We start from the raw sequence: 18,122 nt of genomic DNA, 5'->3' as shown, positions 1-18,122 counted from the left end.
GTGGACTGGGACATCAGGTGGCACCGTTCCATTCGAGGTGAAGCACGGCTACGTCGTCGGCCAGGCCACCGCCGCTCGCCGCGAGGGTCTGCGCGGAGTGGATCAGCGTGTCGACGAACGTTTCGGCCGGTTCGTGTGCGTGGCGCCGGGCGAGTTCCAGCAGTCCGTGCTCGCCCAGCCGTTCGTGACCGGTTCCGGTACGGCCCTCGATGAGCCCGTCGGTGAACATCATCACCGCGCCCTGCCGGTGGACGGGGACGGGGGTCACCGGCCAGGACGCCTGGCCGGGCAGCAGGCCGAGCACGGGACCGCCGGGCACCTCCTCCAGCCTCACACCGGTCTCGGGCGACCGGATCAGTACCCCGGGGTGGCCGGCGCGCTGGAGGTTCATGTGCTCCTCGGCCTGCGACCGGGTCAGACACGTGAGGGTCGCGAAGATCTCCGGGCCGGACCGCTCGGCGACCAGGATCTGTTCGAGGAGGGTGAGCAGTTGCTGACCGCGCGCGCCCGCCAGGACGAAGGACCGCCACGCCACGCGCAGGCACACCCCGAGCGCGGCCTCGTCGGGCCCGTGCCCGGACACGTCGCCCACGACCGCGTGGGTCATGCCGTCGGGCGTCTGGACGACATCGTAGAAGTCGCCACCGAGCAGGGCCTGGGAGCGGCCGGGCTGGTAGCGGGCGCATATGGCGACCGACGTGTCGAGGAGCAGCGGGGTGGGCAGCAGACCGCGCTCCAGGCGGGCGTTCTCCTGGGCGCGCAGACGGCTCGTCTGGAGGGCGGACGCCGCCTGTTCGGCGTGCTTGCGCTGCATCGCGTAACGGATCGCGCGGACGAACAGGTCGGGCTCCACCCGGCCCTTGATCAGATAGTCCTGGGCCCCGGCGGCGACGGCCGCGAGACCGGCCTGCTCCTCGGCGAGACCGGTCAGCACGACCACGGCCGCACCGCCGGAGTGGACGAGAACCCGCTCCAGGGCCTCCAGGCCCTGGGCGTCCGGCAGGTGGAGGTCGAGCAGGATGCACTGCGGCACCTCCGCCTCCAGCGCGGTGACCGCCTCCGCGAGCGTCCTGGCCAGGCTCAGCCGCAGCGGGACCTCGCTGTCGGCGACGAGTTCCTCGACGAGGAGCGCGTCGCCGGGGTCGTCCTCGATCAGCAGCACCGTGGGCGGGCGGCCGTTCCACAGGGCCTCCGCCGCGTCCCCCCGCGTCGTGTCCCGGCTCACGGGAACATGGCCCCGGGCACCGGACGACGAGGAGGTTCCGGGTCTGCCTGAGGTGGATCTGACCGCTGTGTTCGGGCCGGTGCCCATGGCAGTTGTTCTCCTCTCGCCACAGGCGCCGCGCCCGTGGGACCTCCGGGTGCGTCCGCGTTGAGACTAAAGCGATCAGTTACCCCATGACAACATTTTCCGGGATCACCCCTCGGCCGGTCCCGGACGACGGGGCGCCCGCACCGGCCGACGCCGTGTCGACCTGGTGGCCGATGGTCCCGTTAGAGGCCCGGGGACATCGGGTACCTGTGCGCGGGCCCGGTCGGCGTCCGGCCTTCGGGTTACCCGGAAGAGAATCCTGGCAGAGACGAGGACCACTTATGCGGATCGGTTACAAACTGGCCTCCGAGGCGTTCGGTCCGGCGGAGCTGGTACGGCAGGCGGTCCTGGCCGAACGCGCGGGTTTCGACTTCGTCGAGATCAGTGACCACTTCCACCCGTGGCTCGACAGCCAGGGGCATTCGCCCTTCACGTGGACCGTGCTGGGCTCGATCGCGGCAAGGACCGAACGCATCGGGCTGGCGACCGGAGTGACCTGTCCGACCGTGCGCTACCACCCCGCGGTCATCGCCCAGGCGGCGGCGACGCTCGCCCTGCTCTCCGAAGGCCGTTTCGTGCTCGGCGTCGGCTCCGGCGAACGCCTCAACGAGCACGTCGTCGGCCCCGGCTTCCCCGCGGACGTCCGTACCCGCCACGAACTGCTGCGCGAGGCCCTGGACATCATCCGGCTGCTGTGGAGCGGCGGCTACCGCAGTTACGAGGGCAGGCACCTGCGCGTCGATGACGCGCGGATCTTCGACCTGCCGGCCGAACCGCCGCCGATCGCGGTGGCCGCGAGCGGGCCGCTCTCCGCGCGGATGGCCGCGGAGCTGGGGGACGGCCTGTTCGCCACCGAGGCGAAGCCGGAGATCGTCCGGCACTACCGCGAGGCGGGCGGCGCCGGGCCGCGTTACGGGGAGGTGCCGGTGGCCTGGGCGGCGGACGAGCGCACGGCGGCGCGGGCCGCGCTGGAGACCTCCCGCTGGGCGCTGACCGGCTGGAAGGTGATGAGCGAACTGCCCAATCCGGTGAACTTCGAAGCGGCCACCGCCACCGTCCGGGAGGAGGACATCCTGGCGCATTTCGCGTGCGGGCCCGACCCGGCGCGGTTCGTCGAGGCCGTCCGGCGCTACGCCGACGCGGGCTTCGACCAGCTCGTCCTGATGAACGCGGGGCCGGACCCGGACGGCTTCCTCGACTTCTACCAGAGCGAACTCGACGCCCCGGTGCGGCGGCTCACGCCGAAGGATTCACCGGCCCGATCGTACTGAAAGGGTTCAGCCAGGCCGTCCAATTCTCCTCCACGGCAGAGCAATTCGAGCGCGACACCTTGACGGGTAAAGGGAGCTCCCCTACTTTCCCGCAATGAATCGATTCACTGTCGAATTGTTCTGGGGTTGACGTGATCAGTAGACGCCGCATGCTCACCACCACCACCGCAGCCGCTCTTGGCACCACCCTGGCGACGGCCAACGCCCCGTCCGCGCAGGCCGCGGGACAGGCCCCGGCCGCCGCCGGTCCGGGCCGGGGCGGCGCGCTGCGTGTCAGCTCGCCCACCGTCGAGTACGTACGCGATCCGCTCGGCCTCGACACCCCGAAGCCCCGGCTGAGCTGGCCCCTGGTGTCCGACACGCCGGACCAGACGCAGAGCGCCTACCAGATCCGGGTCGCCTCCGGTCCCGGCCGACTGGCCGAGCCCGACGTGTGGGACAGCGGCAAGGTCGTCTCGGACCGGTCGGTGCTCGTGCCGTACGCGGGCCCCGCGCTCAATCCCATGACGCGCTACCACTGGTCGGTCCGCGTCTGGAACGCCGCCGGTGAGGTCTCGGGCTGGAGCGAGAGCGCCTCGTGGGAGACGGGGCTGATGAGCACGGAGGCCTGGTCCGCCGAGTGGATCGCGGCGCCGGCGGCGCTGAGCGGCGCCCCGAGCCTGCGGGGCGCGTCCTGGATCTGGTTCCCCGAGGGGGAACCGGCCGACAACCTGCCCGCCGGTACACGCTGGTTCCGCCGCGCCCTCGACGTCCCGGCCGGTGTCACCGGCGCCCGGCTCGTCATCAGCGCCGACGACGCGTACACGGTGTACGTGAACGGCACCGAGGTGGCGCGCACCGAGCCCGACGGGCCGGCCGAGAACTGGCGCCGCCCCGCCGTCGTGGACGTCACCGATCGACTCCGCGCCGGCGCGGGTGTCCTGGCCGCGTCCGCGGTCAACGCCACCGAGAGCCCGGCCGGTCTCATCGCCGTACTGGAACTGACCTCGGCGGACGGCACCATCACCGTCCCCACCGACGACGTCTGGAAGGCGACGGACACGGAGCCGTCCGGCGCCGACGGCGCCTGGCGGCAGGCCGGTTACGACGACAGCGCCTGGCCCGCCGCGAAGGAGGGCCCCGCGTGGGGCTCGGGGCCGTGGGGCTCGGTGGCGCCCGCGTTCTTCCCCGCCACCCAGTTGCGGCACGGCTTCCGGCTGGCCGACAAGCCCGTCGCGCGCGCCCGCCTGTACACAACGGCGCTCGGCCACTACGAGGCGCACATCAACGGACAGCGGGTCGGCAAGGACCACTTCGCACCCGGCTGGACCGACTACCGCAAGCGGGTGCAGTACCAGACGTACGACGTCACCGGGCTGCTGCGGCGTGGTGCCAACGCGCTGGGCGCGCATCTCGCGCTCGGCTGGTACGGCGGCAACCTCGGCATGTTCGGACCCCACCACTACGGTGACCGGCCCGCGCTGCTGGCCCAGTTGGAGGTCACGTACAAGGACGGGACGAGCGAGCGGGTCGTGTCGGGGGACGGCTGGCGGGCCGCCGCCGGGCCGATCGTGTCGGCCGACATGCAGGCGGGCGAGGAGTACGACGCGCGGCTGGAGACGAAGGGCTGGACGTCACCGGGGTTCGACGACACGGACTGGCTCGCGGCCGAACGGGTCGACGGCGTGGACACGGAGATCGTCGCGGAGCTGGACGGCCCGGTGCGGGTGGCGAAGGAGCTGCCCGCCAAGACGGTCACGCGCGTCGCTCCCGGTGTGTTCGTCTTCGACCTCGGTCAGAACATGGTCGGTTCGGTACGGCTGCGTGTGTCGGGCGAGGCGGGCACCACCGTACGGCTGCGGCACGCCGAGGTGCTGAACCCGGACGGTTCGCTCTACACCGCCAACCTCCGTACGGCGCGGGCCACCGACACCTACACCCTCAAGGGCGGCGGTGAGGAGACGTATCAGCCGCGCTTCACCTTCCACGGCTTCCGCTACGTCGAGGTCACCGGCTTCCCCGGAACGCCGCGCGCGAGCGCGGTCACCGGTCGGGTGATGCACACCTCCGCGCCGTTCACCTTCGAGTTCGAGTCCGACGTCCCCATGCTCAACCAGCTTCACAGCAATATCAGTTGGGGCCAGCGCGGCAACTTCCTGTCCATACCCACCGATACGCCCGCCCGCGACGAACGGCTGGGCTGGACCGGCGACATCAACGTCTTCGCGCCCACCGCCGCGTATGTCATGGAGTCGGCGCGCTTCCTCACCAAGTGGCTCCAGGACCTGCGGGACGCGCAGACCGGCGGCGGCTCGTTCACCCACGTCGCTCCGGACATCGCGGGGGTCGGTGACGGCTCGGCCGGCTGGGGCGACGCCGGGGTCACCGTGCCGTGGGCGCTGTACCAGGCGTACGGCGACGAGCGGATACTCGACACGTCGTGGGACTCGATGGTCAGGTGGCTCGACTACCTGCGCTCGCACAGCGAAGACCTGCTGCGCCCGGCGGACGGTTTCGGTGACTGGCTCAACATCGAGGACGAGACGCCGAAGGACGTCATCGCGACCGCCTACTTCGCGCACAGCGCCGATCTCACGGCGCGGACGGCGCGGGTCCTGGGCAGGGACCCCGCCCCGTACGACACGCTGTTCGGCCAGGTCCGCGACGCTTTCCGGGCGGCGTACGTGAGCGCCGACGGCCGGGTGAAGGGCGACACGCAGACGGCGTACGTACTCGCCCTGTCCATGGATCTGCTGCCCGAGGCGGCCCGCGAGCCCGCCGCCGACCGGCTGGTGGAGCTGATCGAGGCGAAGGACTGGCATCTGTCGACCGGTTTCCTCGGCACGCCCCGGCTGCTCCCGGTACTCACCGCCACCGGCCACAACGATGTCGCCTACCGGCTGCTGCACCGGCGCACGTTCCCCGGCTGGGGCTACCAGATCGGGAACGGCGCGACCACGATGTGGGAGCGCTGGGACTCGATCAGGCCGGACGGCGGTTTCCAGGACGCCGGAATGAACTCCTTCAACCACTACGCCTACGGGTCGGTCGGCGAATGGATGTACGCGAACATCTGCGGCATCGCGCCGGGCCGGGCCGGGTTCAAGGAGATCGTCGTGCGGCCGAGGCCCGGCGGTGAGGTCAGGCGGGCCGGCGGGCGGTACGCCTCGGTCTACGGGCCGATCACGACCCGCTGGGAGACGACGGCACGCGGCGGCTTCGAGCTGGAGTGCTCGATACCGCCCAACACCACGGCCGAGGTGTGGGTACCGGCCGCGAAGGAGCGCGACGTCAGGCATACGCGGGCGACGTTCCTGCGGATGGAGGACGGTTGCGCGGTGTACGCGGTGGGGTCGGGGAAGCACCGGTTCACCACCTGATCACGGGACTGATCACGACGGGCTCCACCGGGTACGGGCGTACCCGGTGGAGCCCGTCGGCCGCCGGTCAACCGCGTACGGTCAGCGACGCCGTGTGTTCCCGCACCTGTTCCGGCGTCAGATAGACGTCGGTGTACTCGAAGTCGTGCAGCGAGGCCGGCTTCTGTGCCTGGAATCCGGTCCTTACGAAATCGTCCCCGGCCACGGCGTTGAGCATCCAGTTGGTGAGCACCCGCGCCTTCGCGACGTTCGTCCGCAGCGCCGACCAGTGGTAGCCGCGGGCGACGGCCTGGGCCGGGAGTCCGCGCAGTTCGACACCCATCGGCTTGGAGACCGCGTCCCGGCCGCCGAGGTCGACCACAAGCCCCAAGTCCTTGTGTTCGTAACGCCGCAGAGGCTGGTCGCGTACGGTCGCGATGACGTTGTCGGCCGCCGTACGGCCCTGCCGCAGCGCGTGCTGAGCGGTCGGCGGGCAGATGGCGTCGCCGCCCTTCGCCAGGTCCGGCACCGCCCCGGCGTCGCCGAGGGCGAAGACACCGTCGAGCCCGGACACCCGCAGCTCGGGCGAGACCCTGAGCCTGCCGTGCACCGTCTCGGCGCCGAGAGTGCCGATCAGGGGGCTCGCGACGACACCCGCCGTCCAGATGAGCGTGCGGCAGGGCAGCACCCGGCCGTCGGTGAAGGTCACCTCGTCGGGGCCGGCCTTGGCGACCGACACCCCGAGGGAGACCTCGATCCCGCGCTTCCTGAGGATGCCCAGGGCGGTGGCTCCGAGCTTGTCGCCGAGTTCCGGCATGAGCTTGGGGGCGATGTCGACGAGGTGCCACTTGATCTGCTTCGGGTCCAGCCTCGGGTAGCGCCGTACGGCGTGGCTGGTGACGCGTTGCAGACAGGCGGCCGTCTCCGTGCCCGCGTAACCCCCGCCGACCACCACGAACTGGAGGCGCGCCTCGCGCTCCTTCTCGTCCGTGCTCGCGTCCGCGAGGTCGAGCTGCGCGATGACGTGGTCGCGTACGTAGGCTGCCTCGGCGAGCGTCTTCATCCCGCGCGCGTTGTCGACGAGTCCGGGGATGTCGAAGGTGCGGGTGATACTGCCGGGGGACAGCACGATGTAGTCGTACGGCTGATAGGTGATCTCACCGGTGATCTTGCGGATGACGCAGATCTTGGCCTGCGGATCCACTCCGATGGCCCCGCCGGGAATGATCCGCGTGCGGTGCTTCCTGCTGCGGCGCAGCGAGACCGCGACCGACTGCGGGGTCAGCACGCCCGCGGCCACCTGTGGCAGCAGCGGCAGATAGAGCTGGTACGAGAAGGGCGTGACCAGCGAGATCTCCGCCTCTCCCGGCCCCAGCTTCCGTTCCAGGCGCTGCACACACTCCACGCCGCCGAAGCCTGCGCCCACTACGAGAATCCTCGATCGTGCCACGGTGTCCGTCCCTTCCGGTCCTGCTGGGTCGCCCCTTCACCTTCCCCGGGACCGGTGTCTCTCACGGGCCGATTCACTCCGTCGCGGACTTCACCACCGCGGTGCTGTTCCTGACGACCAGCCGGGTGCCGAACTCGATCCGGGTGTCGGCCTGGTCGGGGCGGGCGTCGGGCCGCGCTTCGGAACGCGCGTCGGAGCGGTCGGTACGGGGGCCGCCGTCCTGGTTCCCCCTCCGCAGCCGCAGCAGCATCCGCGCGGCCTCCTCGGCCATCTCCACCAGCGGCTGGTGGACGGTGGTGAGCGCGGGGCTGGACCACTGGGCGAGCGGGATGTCGTCGTACCCGACCACGGAGAGGTCTTCCGGCACCTGGACTCCCAGCACCCGCGCGGCCTCCAGCACGCCGAGCGCCTGGAGGTCGCTCCCGGCGAAGATCGCGGTCGGCCGCTCGGGGAGCCGGAGCAGTTCCATCGCGTGGTCGTAACCGGCCTGGACGTGGAAGTCGCCGAATCTCACCAATCGGGGATCGACCTCCGCACCGGCCATCGCCATGGCCGAGCGGAAACCGTCGAGGCGCGCCAGGGAGCAGAGCATGTCCTCGGGGCCGGTGACGACCGCGATGGCGCGGTGGCCGAGGTCGAGCAGATGGCGGGTGGCCGCCAGTCCGCCGGCCCAGTTGGCCGACCCGACGGAGGGGACGTCGGGTTCCGGGTCTCCGGCCGGGTCGATGATCACGAACGGGATGGCCCGTGACCAGAGCTTCTGTTTGAGTTCGTCGGGGAGGGTGGAGAAGACCAGGACCACGCCGAGCGGGCGGCGGCGCAGTACCCCGTCCACCCACTCGGCTCCCGGTGAGTGCCGGGTGCCGGTCTCGGTGAGTACGACGCTCACACCGGCGCTCTTGGCGACGTTCTGCATGCCCCGGATCAGCTCCATCGACCAGGCGCTGTCCAGTTCGTGGAAGACGATCTCGATGAGGGGCGCCTCGGGGGCGGAGGGCGCGGAGCGCCGGTAGCCGTGTGTCTCCAGCAGTTCCTCGACCTTGACGCGTGTCGGAGCGGAGACATCGGGGCGCCCGTTGAGCACCTTCGAAACTGTCGAAAGGGAAACACCCGCCTGGGAAGCCACCTGAGCGAGGGTGACTCGCCCCGTACTCCTGTCATCTCGCATGGACTGAAGGATAAAGCACGGCCTTGTGTAACGGTTTCGCCGAGTGATGCCAGCGATGTTGACCGGTACTTGAGCGGACCCTACGGTCGCTCCCCACAGAGACTTTCGGGCAGATTCCCGATACTTTCGAGAGGTCGACCGATGAAGACACGCGCACGGTTCCACCGGGCCGTCGCAGGCGGCGCGGCGCTGGTTCTGAGTCTGGGCCTGGCGGCCTGTGGCGGTGGCGGCTCCTCCTCCGGCGGCTCCGACGAGTTCCACGTACTCGTCTACGGCGACGCCGCGAACCGGGTGGAGAAGAAGATCGTGGCGACGTTCAACAAGACGTCCGAGGTCAAGGCGGTGCTGGACACCGTCCCCGGCGCCGACTACCAGCAGAAGCTCCAGACGGTCATCAACACCCCGCAGGCGCCCGACGTGTTCTTCAACTGGGGCGGCGGCAGCATCCAGCCGTTCGTCGAGGCGGACCTGCTGCTGCCGCTGGACGACATGATGAAGAAGGAGCCGGGGCTGAGGTCGAACTTCCTGCCGTCGGTCTTCGAGACCGCGCAGGTGGACGGGAAGTCGTACGGGATACCCATGCGCGGCACCCAGCCGGTGTTGCTGTTCCACAACAAGAAGGTGCTCGCGGACGCCGGTGTCGAGGCCCCCCGCACCTGGGACGACCTGCTGGCCGCGGTGAAGACCCTGAAGGGGAAGGGCGTCACGCCCATCGCCCTCGGCGGCGGCGACAAGTGGACCACGATGATGTGGTTCGAGTATCTGTACGACCGCGTCGCGGGCCCCGAGCTGTTCAAGAAGGCGCTGGCCGGCGAGAAGGACGTGTGGGACAGCGCGGAGAGCCGCGAGGCGCTGGACATGCTGAAGGAACTGATCGACGCGGGCGCCTTCGGCAGCAACTACGACTCGGTCAAGTTCACCGACGGCAGCTCCCCCGCCCTGCTGGCGAGCGGCAAGGCCGGCTTCGAACTGATGGGCTCCTGGGCCTACTCCACCCAGCGGGAGGCGGACCCCGACTTCGCGAAGAACGATCTCGGATACAGCGGCTTCCCGGCCGTCGAGGGCGGCAAGGGCGACGCCGCCAACCTCGTCGGCAACACCAACAACTTCTACTCGGTCCGCAAGTCGACCGAGCACGCCGACGCGATAGCCGAGTTCCTGAAGCTCATGTACTCGGACGAGTTCGTGGAGGAACAGCTCGCCATCGGCAATCTGCCGACCACCACGAACACGGACGAGTTCCTGGACGCCGCCGACAACCCGGAGTACCTGAAGTACCAGTACGACCTGGTGGACAAGGCACCCGCGTTCCAGCTGTCGTGGGACCAGGCGTATCCGCCGAAGAACATGACGCCCATCTATGTGGCGGTCCAGCAGTTCTTCAACGGACAGCTCGACGCGGACGGCTTCATCAAGGCCATGCAGGCCCTCACCACCGTCTGAGGGTGACGTCCTCCATGGTTTCCCTCGCCTCCCCCGTCAAGGACGGGCGCCGGCCGGTCCGATCACCCGGTCCGGCCGGCGCCGGGGCCGGCCTCAGGACCGGCCGGCCCGGTATCGGCTGGGCGCTGCCCGCCGTCGTGTTCTTCGCGCTGTTCGCCGTCGTGCCCCTGGTACTGGTGGCCGTGCTGTCCTTCACCACCTGGTCGGGCCTGGGCTCGCCGGAGTTCGCCGGGTTCGACAACTGGGTCACGCTGTTCCACGACCCGGTGATGATCAAGAGTCTGTGGCTGAGCGTGCTGCTCACCGCGCTGGGGGTGGTGGTCCAGACGCCCCTGAGCATCCTGCTCGGCGTCTGGGCGGCGGGCCCGCAGCGCAACCGGGCCGTGCTGTCGGCGGTCTTCTTCGTCCCGCTGCTGCTGTCGGCCACCGCCGTATCGGTTCTCTGGCGGGCCCTGCTGGAGCCGAACTTCGGTATCCCCTCGCAGGCCACCTGGCTGTTCGGGGACGGCAACCTCCTGGGCGGCCGTACGGGAGCCATCGCCGTACTCGTCCTGGTGAGCACCTGGCAGTTCACCCCGCTCCACGCGCTGATCTACCAGGGCGCGGCGCGTGCGATCCCGGCCGTTCTGTACCAGGCGGCGGAGATCGACGGCGCGGGGCGGGTGCGCCAGTTCTTCCACATCACCCTGCCGCAGCTGCGCAACTCCGTCATCACGTCGGTGATCCTCATGGTGGTCGGCGGTCTCACCACCTTCGACACGGTGCTGATCCTCACCCAGGGCGGACCGGGCACGGACACCACCATCAGCGCCTACTACATGTACCAGAAGGCGTTCAAGGGCTTCGAGTTCGGCGCGGGCGCGGCCATCGCGCTCCTGCTGGTCGTGGTGGCCACGGCCGTCTCGCTGATCGTGGTGCGGGTCTCCGGCTACGACAAGATGGCCGGCACCAAGGAGGGCATGTGACCAGGCATCGCCCCAACTACCTGGCGGGCGTGGGCGTCACGCTCTGGCTGTTCGTCGTCGCTCTGCCGCTGTACGTCATGCTCGGCGCCGGTGTGCAGTCGCGCGCGGACTACGGCGCGAGCGGCCCGCTGGGCTTCCCGGACCACTTCACCCTGTCCAACTACGCCGACAGTTTCTCCAACGGCTTCGGCCGGTACTTCGTCAACACCCTGATCGTGACGGCCAGTGTGGTGGCGATCGTCGTCCTCCTCGTACCGCCACTCGCGTTCGCGATCGTCCGCAACCGCGGCCGGACCACGTCGGGTGTCTTCCGGCTGTTCCTGCTGGGCCTGGCGATCCCCGCCCAGGCGGTGATCGTGCCGATGTTCTACGTCATCAGCAAGGCCGGTCTCTACGACAACCTCATCGGTGTCATCCTGCCGACGGCCGCGTTCTGCATGCCGGTCTGCGTCCTCATCCTGACCGGCACCATGCGCGACATCACCGACGACCTCTTCGAGGCGATGGCCATCGACGGGGCCGACGCGCGCCGGGTGTTCTTCCGGTTGGTCGTTCCGCTGTCGAAGAGCGGGCTGTCCACCGTCGTGGTGTTCGCCGCGCTCCAGGCGTGGAACGGGTTCCTGTTCCCGCTCGTGCTCACCCAGTCCGAGGAGACCAAGGTGATCACTCTCGGCCTCTACAACTTCCAGACCCAGTACGGCGTCGACATCCCGGGCCTGCTGGCCGCCGTGGTGCTGTCCACCGTGCCCGTCCTGCTCGTCTACCTGTTCGCCCGCCGCGCCCTGGTCCAGGGGCTGATGGGCGTCGGAGGAAAGTGACCGACAACATGACCACCGACGCCCTTTCGGAAACGCACGCCGCCACCGACCGTGCGGACGACCGCTCCGACGACGGACCCGACGACCGTACGCGGGCGGCCCGCGCCGCCCGGGTCGAGGAGCTGATCGCCGCCATGACCCTCCAGGAGAAACTGGGCCAGCTGTACGGCCTGTGGGCGGGTGCCTCCTCGGACGGGGCCGAAGTCGCCCCGCACCAGCACGACATGGACGAGCCGCCCTCCCTGGAGGAGCTGATCCCGTACGGACTCGGCCAGCTGACCCGGCCGTTCGGCACCGTCCCCGTCGATCCCGCCCTGGGCGCGCTGTCCCTGATGCGCACTCAGGAGAGGATCGTCGCGGGCAACCGTTTCGGCATCCCCGCGCTCGCGCACGACGAGTGTCTGGCGGGCTTCGCCGCCTGGGGAGCCACCACCTATCCGGTCCCGCTGTCCTGGGGCGCCGCCTTCGACCCCGGTCTCGTCCGGACGATGGCGGCCGCGATCGGGCGCGACATGCGGTCCGTGGGCGTCCACCAGGGGCTGGCCCCGGTGCTCGACGTGGTCCGTGACGCGCGCTGGGGCCGGGTCGAGGAGACCATCGGCGAGGACCCGTACCTGGTCGGGACCATCGCCACCGCGTACGTCCAGGGGCTGGAGTCCACCGGTCTGGTCGCCACCCTGAAGCACTTCGCGGGTTACTCGGCCTCCCGCGCCGGCCGCAATCTGGCCCCGGTGAGCATGGGGCCCAGGGAGCGCGCCGACGTGATACTCCCGCCCTTCGAGATGGCGGTCAGGGAGAGCGGCGCCCGGTCGGTGATGAGTGCGTACACCGACACCGACGGCATGCCCGGCGCCGCCGACGAGGAGTCGCTGACCGGTCTGCTCCGGGACGTCTGGGGCTTCGAGGGCACCGTCGTGGCCGACTACTTCGGTATCGCGTTCCTCAGGACCCTGCACGGCGTGGCCGCCGACTGGGACGGGGCGGCGGCCGCGGCCCTGACCGCGGGTGTCGATGTCGAACTGCCCACCGTGAAGACGTTCGGGCAGCCACTGCGGGACGCGATCGCCGCCGGGGACGTACCGGAGGCGCTGGTCGACCGGGCCCTGCGCCGGGTACTGACGCAGAAGGCCCAACTCGGTCTGCTCGACCCCGGCTGGAGCCCGGTGCCGCCCGCGCTGTCGGGCGCCGATCTCGGCGCACCGCACCGGCTGCGGGACAGCGTGGACCTGGACACCGCCGCGCACCGGGACATCTCACGCCGCCTCGCGGAGCGGTCGGTGATCCTGCTGCGGAACGACGGTGTCCTGCCGCTGGAGCGGCCCGCCCGGATCGCGGTCGTCGGGCCCCAGGCCGACTCCCCCACGGCGGTCCTCGGCTGCTACTCCTTCCCCGTGCACGTCGGGTCCCAGCACCCCGGCACCTCGGCCGGAGTGCAACTGCCCACGCTGCTGGAGGGTTTGATGTCGGAGTTCCCCGGCTGCGAGATCGTCACCGCGGCCGGCTGCGGGGTCGACTCGACGGTCACCGACGGATTCGCCGCCGCGCTGCGTGCGGTGCGCGGCGCGGACGTGATCGTCGCGGCCCTCGGCGACCGGGCGGGGCTCTTCGGCCGGGGGACGAGCGGGGAGGGCTGCGACGCGGAGTCCCTGGCCCTGCCCGGGGTGCAGCAGCAGTTGCTCGACACACTGCTGAACACCGGTACGCCGGTGGTGGTCACGCTGCTCGCCGGGCGGCCGTACGCGCTGGGGAGCGAGGCCGTCGAGGCGTCGGCGGCGATCGTGCAGACGTTCTTCCCCGGCCAGGAGGGAGTGCGGGCGCTCTCGGGTGTACTGAGCGGCCGGGTCGACCCTTCGGGCCGGCTGCCGGTGAGCGTGCCCCGGCGTCCCGGCGGACAGCCGTCCACCTATCTGGCGGCGCGGCTGGCCCAGGCGGGCGACTCCTCGAACATCGACCCGACCCCCGCATTCGGGTTCGGGCACGGGCTGACGTACACCACGTTCGTCTGGTCCGGTCTGACGGCCGACAGCACCGCGCCGACCGACGGCGAGCTGCGGCTGTCCTGCACCGTGCGCAACACCGGCGGCCGGGCGGGCACGGAGGTCGTGCAGTTGTATCTGCACGATCCGGTCGCCTCGGTCGTGCAGCCGGTCCAGCGCCTGATCGGTTATCTGCGCGTTCCACTGGAGCCGGGCGAGGCCGCGCGGATCAGTGCCACCGTCCCCGCCGATCTCGCCTCCTTCACCGGGCGCGGCGGGCGGCGCCTGGTGGAGCCGGGCGAGCTGGAGCTGCGGCTCGCCGCGTCCAGCACCGACACCCGGCTCACCGCCCGGGCCGTCCTGACCGGTCCCGTACGGGAGGTGGACCATACGCGCGCGCTGCACGCCCGGATATGCCGGGAGACGCCATAGATCACTCTGATGCGCCGTCAGCAAACCTGAACAACAGGGCATATGACTGACCATATGGGAAATCACCTGCCGGAATTCCGCGCTGCCGCGCGCCGTATCGACCGCCGTCAGTTCGTCACCCGCGCCGGGGCCGCGGCCGTGCTCGCCTTCGCGGCGAACACGCCGGCCGCCGGCGCGGCGACCGCCCGCCGGCTCAACCCCGGACATCTCACCAAGAACCCCTTCACCCTGGGTGTCGCCTCGGGCGACCCGCAGCCCGACACGGCCCTGCTCTGGACCCGGCTGGCGCCCGAGCCGTACACGGCGGACAGCGGCCTGCCGGCCGAGCGGGTCGAGGTGGAGTGGGAGGTCGCCCACGACGAGTTCTTCGCCGTGCCCGTCAAGAGCGGCACCGCGACCGCCCACCCCGAGTTCCACCACAGCGTGCGCGTCGAGGTCCCGGGGCTGTCCGCCGACCGCGTCTACTACTACCGCTTCCGCGCCGGCACCTGGATCAGCCCGGTCGGCCGCACCCGCACCGCGCCCGCCGCCGGGGCCCTGATCACCGGGCTGAAGTTCGCCACGCTCTCCTGCCAGGCCTATTACCACGGCTATTTCACCGCGTACAAGCACCTGGCGGCCGAGGACCTCGACGTCGTCATCCACCTCGGCGACTACCTGTACGAGTACGCCGTGACCGCCGTCGGCGGCGCCCGCAACTACACCGACCGCAGACTCCCCGCGCACTACAACTCCGAGACGGTCACGCTGGAGGACTACCGGCTGCGCTACGGCCTCTACAAGTCCGACCCGGACCTGATGGCCGCGCACGCCGCGCACCCGTTCGTCGTGACGTGGGACGACCACGAGACCGAGAACAACTACGCCGACGAGACACCGGAGAACGACGTGCCGCCGGAGGAGTTCCTGCTCCGCAGGGCCGCCGCCTACCGCGCCTACTGGGAGAACCAGCCGCTGCGCACCCCCCAGCAGCCCGACGGACCCGACATGCGGCTCTACCGGCGCCTGCACTTCGGGCGCCTCGCGCAGTTCGACATCCTCGACACCCGCCAGTACCGCTCCAACCAGGTGCAGGGCGCCAACTGGCAGGTCCCCGGTCCGGAGTCGAAGGATCCGGGGCGCACCATGACCGGCGAGACGCAGGAGCGCTGGCTTCTCGACGGCTGGCAGAGCTCGGACGCCACCTGGAACCTGCTGGCCCAGCAGGTGACGTTCGCCCAGCGCCGTGACGTGCCCCGAGCGGACTTCAAGCTGTCGATGGACGCGTGGGACGGCTACACGGCCTCCCGCACACGCGTCCTCAACGGCGCGAAGGCGGCGGGTCTCGACAATCTGATGGTGCTGACCGGCGACGTGCACGTCGGCTACGGCTTCGACCTCAAGGAGGACTTCGACGACCCGAAGTCCCGCGTCGTGGGCACCGAGATCGCCACGACCTCGGTCAGCAGCGGCATGGACGGCGCCGAGAAACCGGCCAACTGGTCCAACCTCACCACCGCCAACCCGCACTTGGAGTACTACGACGGGCGCCGGGGTTACACCACGTTCGCACTCGCCTCGGACCGGGCGACGGTCACCTTCAACACCCTCACCGCCGTGACGAAACCGGGCTCCGCCCTCACCCGGGCGGCGTCATTCGTCACGGAAGCGGGTAATCCGGGACTGAAGCCCGCATGACCGGGCGGAATCGGCACACGCCAGGATCGAGCTGAGAACGTGAGAAGACGGAGCAAGGCGGCCCGACCGGGCGCCCGGACATCGAGAACGATCAACAGACCTGCCCCACCGACGAGTTGCTGTGGCAGACTGTCCGCCATGGCTGCGGCGGTGCTCGGGGGTGCGAGATGAGCGAGCCACGGTCGGCTCCGACGATCGGTCAGATCGTCCTCAGCAGACAGCTGTTGGCGCTGCGTGAGAAGGCGGGGCTCACCCGCGACCAGGCAGGTCAGCTGCTGCGGGTCACGTCCGCCACCGTACGCCGGATGGAGATGGCGGAGGTCGCCCTCAAGGTCCCGTACCTGCAGATCCTCCTCCCCGCGTACGACGTCCCCGACAACGAGATCGACGTCTTCCTCCGGCTGGCCGACGAGGCCAACAAGCCCGGCTGGTGGCAGCGGTTCCACGATGTGCTCCCCGACTGGTTCAGCGGCTACGTCAGCCTCGAAGAGGCCGCGGCGACCATCCGGTGCTACGAACCGCACTTCGTGCCGGGGCTGCTCCAGACCGAGGACTACGCGCGGCACATCCTGACCCGGGGCGCCCTCGGACAGCAGATGTCCGACCCGACGCGGATCGACCGCCAGGTCGCGCTGCGCCTGGAGCGCCAGGCACTGCTCACCGGCACCGACGCACCCGTCTTCTGGGCCGTGCTGGACGAGACCGTACTGCGCCGCCGCGTCGGCTCGCCGGACGTGATGCGCGCGCAGGTCGACCGGCTGCTCGAAGCGAGCCGACTGCCCAACGTGACACTGCAGATCGCCGAGTTCGCCGCCGGCCACCACCCCGGCACGTACAGCCCGTTCGTGCTGTTCCGCTTCGGCATCCCCGAGGTGCGGGACATGGTCTACATCGAGTATCTGACCGGCGCGCTCTATCTCGACGAGGACAGCGAGGTCTCCGAACACATGGAGGCCATGGACCGGATGGTGGCCCACGCGGAGTCCGCGAGCCGTACGAGGCAGCTGCTGTCCGACTTCCGCGCCACGCTGTGACCGCCCGGGCCCGGCACCGAAGAACCCTCGCCGGGCCCGTACTCCCCGTTCCCGCCACCCCCCTTCTTCGATCAGAAAGCCGACGGAGCACCCCCGTGAACGCAGGTACACCCAAGACCCAGGTCGACACGAGCAAGCCCCACCCGGCACGGGTGTACGACTGGCTCCTCGGCGGCAAGGACAACTACCCCGTCGACCGGGCCGTCGGGGAGCAGCTGCCCGATCTGGGCAAGCGCAGCGCCAGGCAGAACCGCGCCTTCATGCACCGCGCCTCGGCGTGGCTGGCCGGCCAGGGCGTCGACCAGTTCCTCGACATCGGCACCGGCATCCCCACCGCGCCGAACCTCCACCAGATAGTCCAGGAGATCAACCCGAGGGCCCGGGTCGTCTACACGGACAACGACCCGATCGTCCTTCGGCACGCCGAAGCGCTCCTGTACAGCAGCCCGGAGGGCGCGACCGACTACATCGAGGCGGATGTACGGGAGCCCAAGGCGATCCTCGACCACGCGCGGGGACACCTGGACTTCGACCGGCCCGTGGCCGTGTCCCTCATCGCGCTGATGCACTTCATCCCGGACAGCGACGGTCCGTACGACATCACCCGCACCCTCCTCGACGCACTGGCGCCCGGCAGCCATCTGGTGCTCTCGCATGGCACCTTCGACTTCCACAGGGAGCTGGAGGCCCAGATCACCGGGACCTACGGCAAGGGCGGCATCGAGCTGCGGTTCCGTACCCGGGACGAGGTGGCGCGGTTCTTCGACGGTCTCGATCTCGTGGAGCCCGGTCTCGTCACCGGACCCGAGTGGTACAAGGACACGGCCGCGCCCGAGCCCGAGGAGAACGCCGTCTACGCGGGAGTCGCCCGCGTCTCCTGAGGCCCCGGCCACGTGTTCGCGGCCTGCCCGGCCACGCCGGAGGCGAGGATCGCCCGGCTGGGTGACGATGGGTGGTGGTGCCTATCGCGGGAGGAGGCCCCCATGGCTTACCCGGAACGCTACGAGCTGGTGTTCGAGGAGCCCGCACCGGCGGACCCGGCGGGTCCGCCGGTGCCACGCAAGGACGTCGAACGGGACGTGGTGACGGTACGGCGTACGGCCAAGGCCGGAGCGGGCGGATTTCCGGTCTACGAGGACGACACGGGCATCGTGCGCGCGGAGATCAGCGACCGGGGCGAGGTACGGATGCTGGCCAGCGGTGGCCAGCAGGCACTCAGCACGCCGGTGACGGCGCGG

13 protein-coding genes are annotated in these 18,122 nt (G+C 70.3%); 10 read left to right on the top strand and 3 right to left on the bottom strand.

The features are described from left to right. Positions 1-13: 13 nt before the first annotated feature. Positions 14-1,312 (bottom strand): PP2C family protein-serine/threonine phosphatase, encoded by a 1,299-nt coding sequence (locus GXP76_RS24530; RefSeq protein ID WP_374362388.1) that lies wholly within the window; start codon positions 1,310-1,312, stop codon positions 14-16. Between the two features lie 281 nt (positions 1,313-1,593). Here GXP76_RS24530 and GXP76_RS24525 point away from each other — a divergent pair, with 281 nt between their 5' ends. Continuing rightward, positions 1,594-2,583 (top strand): TIGR03557 family F420-dependent LLM class oxidoreductase, encoded by a 990-nt coding sequence (locus tag GXP76_RS24525; RefSeq protein WP_242573753.1) that lies wholly within the window; start codon positions 1,594-1,596, stop codon positions 2,581-2,583. Between the two features lie 131 nt (positions 2,584-2,714). Continuing rightward, on the top strand, positions 2,715-5,942 hold the full coding sequence (locus GXP76_RS24520; protein WP_242573752.1) for an alpha-L-rhamnosidase: 3,228 nt from the start codon (positions 2,715-2,717) through the stop codon (positions 5,940-5,942). Between the two features lie 67 nt (positions 5,943-6,009). Here GXP76_RS24520 and GXP76_RS24515 read toward each other — a convergent pair whose 3' ends face one another. Together GXP76_RS24515 and GXP76_RS24510 are read right to left on the bottom strand one after the other, a co-directional pair. Further along, positions 6,010-7,371 (bottom strand): NAD(P)/FAD-dependent oxidoreductase, encoded by a 1,362-nt coding sequence (locus tag GXP76_RS24515; protein WP_242573751.1) that lies wholly within the window; start codon positions 7,369-7,371, stop codon positions 6,010-6,012. 73 nt (positions 7,372-7,444) lie between these two features. Next, on the bottom strand, positions 7,445-8,539 hold the full coding sequence (locus tag GXP76_RS24510) for a LacI family DNA-binding transcriptional regulator (RefSeq protein ID WP_242573750.1): 1,095 nt from the start codon (positions 8,537-8,539) through the stop codon (positions 7,445-7,447). Positions 8,540-8,680: 141 nt separating this feature from the next. On the opposite strand from GXP76_RS24510, the gene GXP76_RS24505 reads away from it, so the two are divergent. The 8 genes from GXP76_RS24505 to GXP76_RS24470 all read left to right on the top strand — a co-directional run. Further along, positions 8,681-9,982, top strand: coding sequence for an ABC transporter substrate-binding protein (locus tag GXP76_RS24505; RefSeq protein ID WP_242573749.1), 1,302 nt, complete (start codon positions 8,681-8,683; stop codon positions 9,980-9,982). 14 nt (positions 9,983-9,996) lie between these two features. Next, positions 9,997-10,947: a carbohydrate ABC transporter permease gene (locus GXP76_RS24500; RefSeq protein ID WP_242573748.1), complete on the top strand. Its 951-nt coding sequence runs from the start codon at positions 9,997-9,999 to the stop codon at positions 10,945-10,947. Continuing rightward, positions 10,944-11,765: a carbohydrate ABC transporter permease gene (locus tag GXP76_RS24495; RefSeq protein ID WP_242573747.1), complete on the top strand. Its 822-nt coding sequence runs from the start codon at positions 10,944-10,946 to the stop codon at positions 11,763-11,765. Before GXP76_RS24500 ends, GXP76_RS24495 begins: the two co-directional genes overlap by 4 nt. A gap of 8 nt (positions 11,766-11,773) precedes the next feature. Further along, entirely contained in the window at positions 11,774-14,173 is a 2,400-nt protein-coding gene (locus GXP76_RS24490) for a glycoside hydrolase family 3 N-terminal domain-containing protein (RefSeq protein WP_374362381.1), read from the top strand. Between the two features lie 54 nt (positions 14,174-14,227). Further along, a complete protein-coding gene (locus tag GXP76_RS24485; protein WP_242573746.1) occupies positions 14,228-15,850 on the top strand; it encodes an alkaline phosphatase in 1,623 nt (540 codons plus the stop codon). A gap of 167 nt (positions 15,851-16,017) precedes the next feature. Continuing rightward, complete coding sequence (locus GXP76_RS24480; protein ID WP_242573745.1) at positions 16,018-16,884, top strand: helix-turn-helix transcriptional regulator; 867 nt, start codon at positions 16,018-16,020, stop codon at positions 16,882-16,884. Positions 16,885-16,979: 95 nt separating this feature from the next. After that, positions 16,980-17,765: an SAM-dependent methyltransferase gene (locus GXP76_RS24475; RefSeq protein ID WP_242573744.1), complete on the top strand. Its 786-nt coding sequence runs from the start codon at positions 16,980-16,982 to the stop codon at positions 17,763-17,765. A 102-nt stretch (positions 17,766-17,867) separates the two neighbouring features. Next, positions 17,868-18,122 (top strand): DUF6296 family protein (locus GXP76_RS24470; protein ID WP_242573743.1); only part of this gene is annotated, 255 nt, incomplete at its 3' end.

The organism is Streptomyces sp. NP-1717, from assembly GCF_022695985.1.
Lineage (GTDB): Bacteria > Actinomycetota > Actinomycetes > Streptomycetales > Streptomycetaceae > Streptomyces.
The sequence above is the reverse complement of the archived record's forward strand: the minus strand, read 5'-3'. Positions and strand labels throughout refer to the sequence as shown.

What these genes read in the sequence shown, in the direction of transcription:
- GXP76_RS24505 (WP_242573749.1), top strand. Translation starts at nt 8,681, where the DNA reads ATGAAGACACGCGCACGGTTCCACCGGGCCGTCGCAGGCGGCGCGGCG.
- GXP76_RS24510 (WP_242573750.1), bottom strand. Translation starts at nt 8,539, where the DNA reads ATGCGAGATGACAGGAGTACGGGGCGAGTCACCCTCGCTCAGGTGGCT.
- GXP76_RS24485 (WP_242573746.1), top strand. Translation starts at nt 14,228, where the DNA reads ATGGGAAATCACCTGCCGGAATTCCGCGCTGCCGCGCGCCGTATCGAC.
- GXP76_RS24490 (WP_374362381.1), top strand. Translation starts at nt 11,774, where the DNA reads ATGACCACCGACGCCCTTTCGGAAACGCACGCCGCCACCGACCGTGCG.
- GXP76_RS24480 (WP_242573745.1), top strand. Translation starts at nt 16,018, where the DNA reads ATGAGCGAGCCACGGTCGGCTCCGACGATCGGTCAGATCGTCCTCAGC.
- GXP76_RS24525 (WP_242573753.1), top strand. Translation starts at nt 1,594, where the DNA reads ATGCGGATCGGTTACAAACTGGCCTCCGAGGCGTTCGGTCCGGCGGAG.
- GXP76_RS24530 (WP_374362388.1), bottom strand. Translation starts at nt 1,312, where the DNA reads ATGGGCACCGGCCCGAACACAGCGGTCAGATCCACCTCAGGCAGACCC.
- GXP76_RS24500 (WP_242573748.1), top strand. Translation starts at nt 9,997, where the DNA reads ATGGTTTCCCTCGCCTCCCCCGTCAAGGACGGGCGCCGGCCGGTCCGA.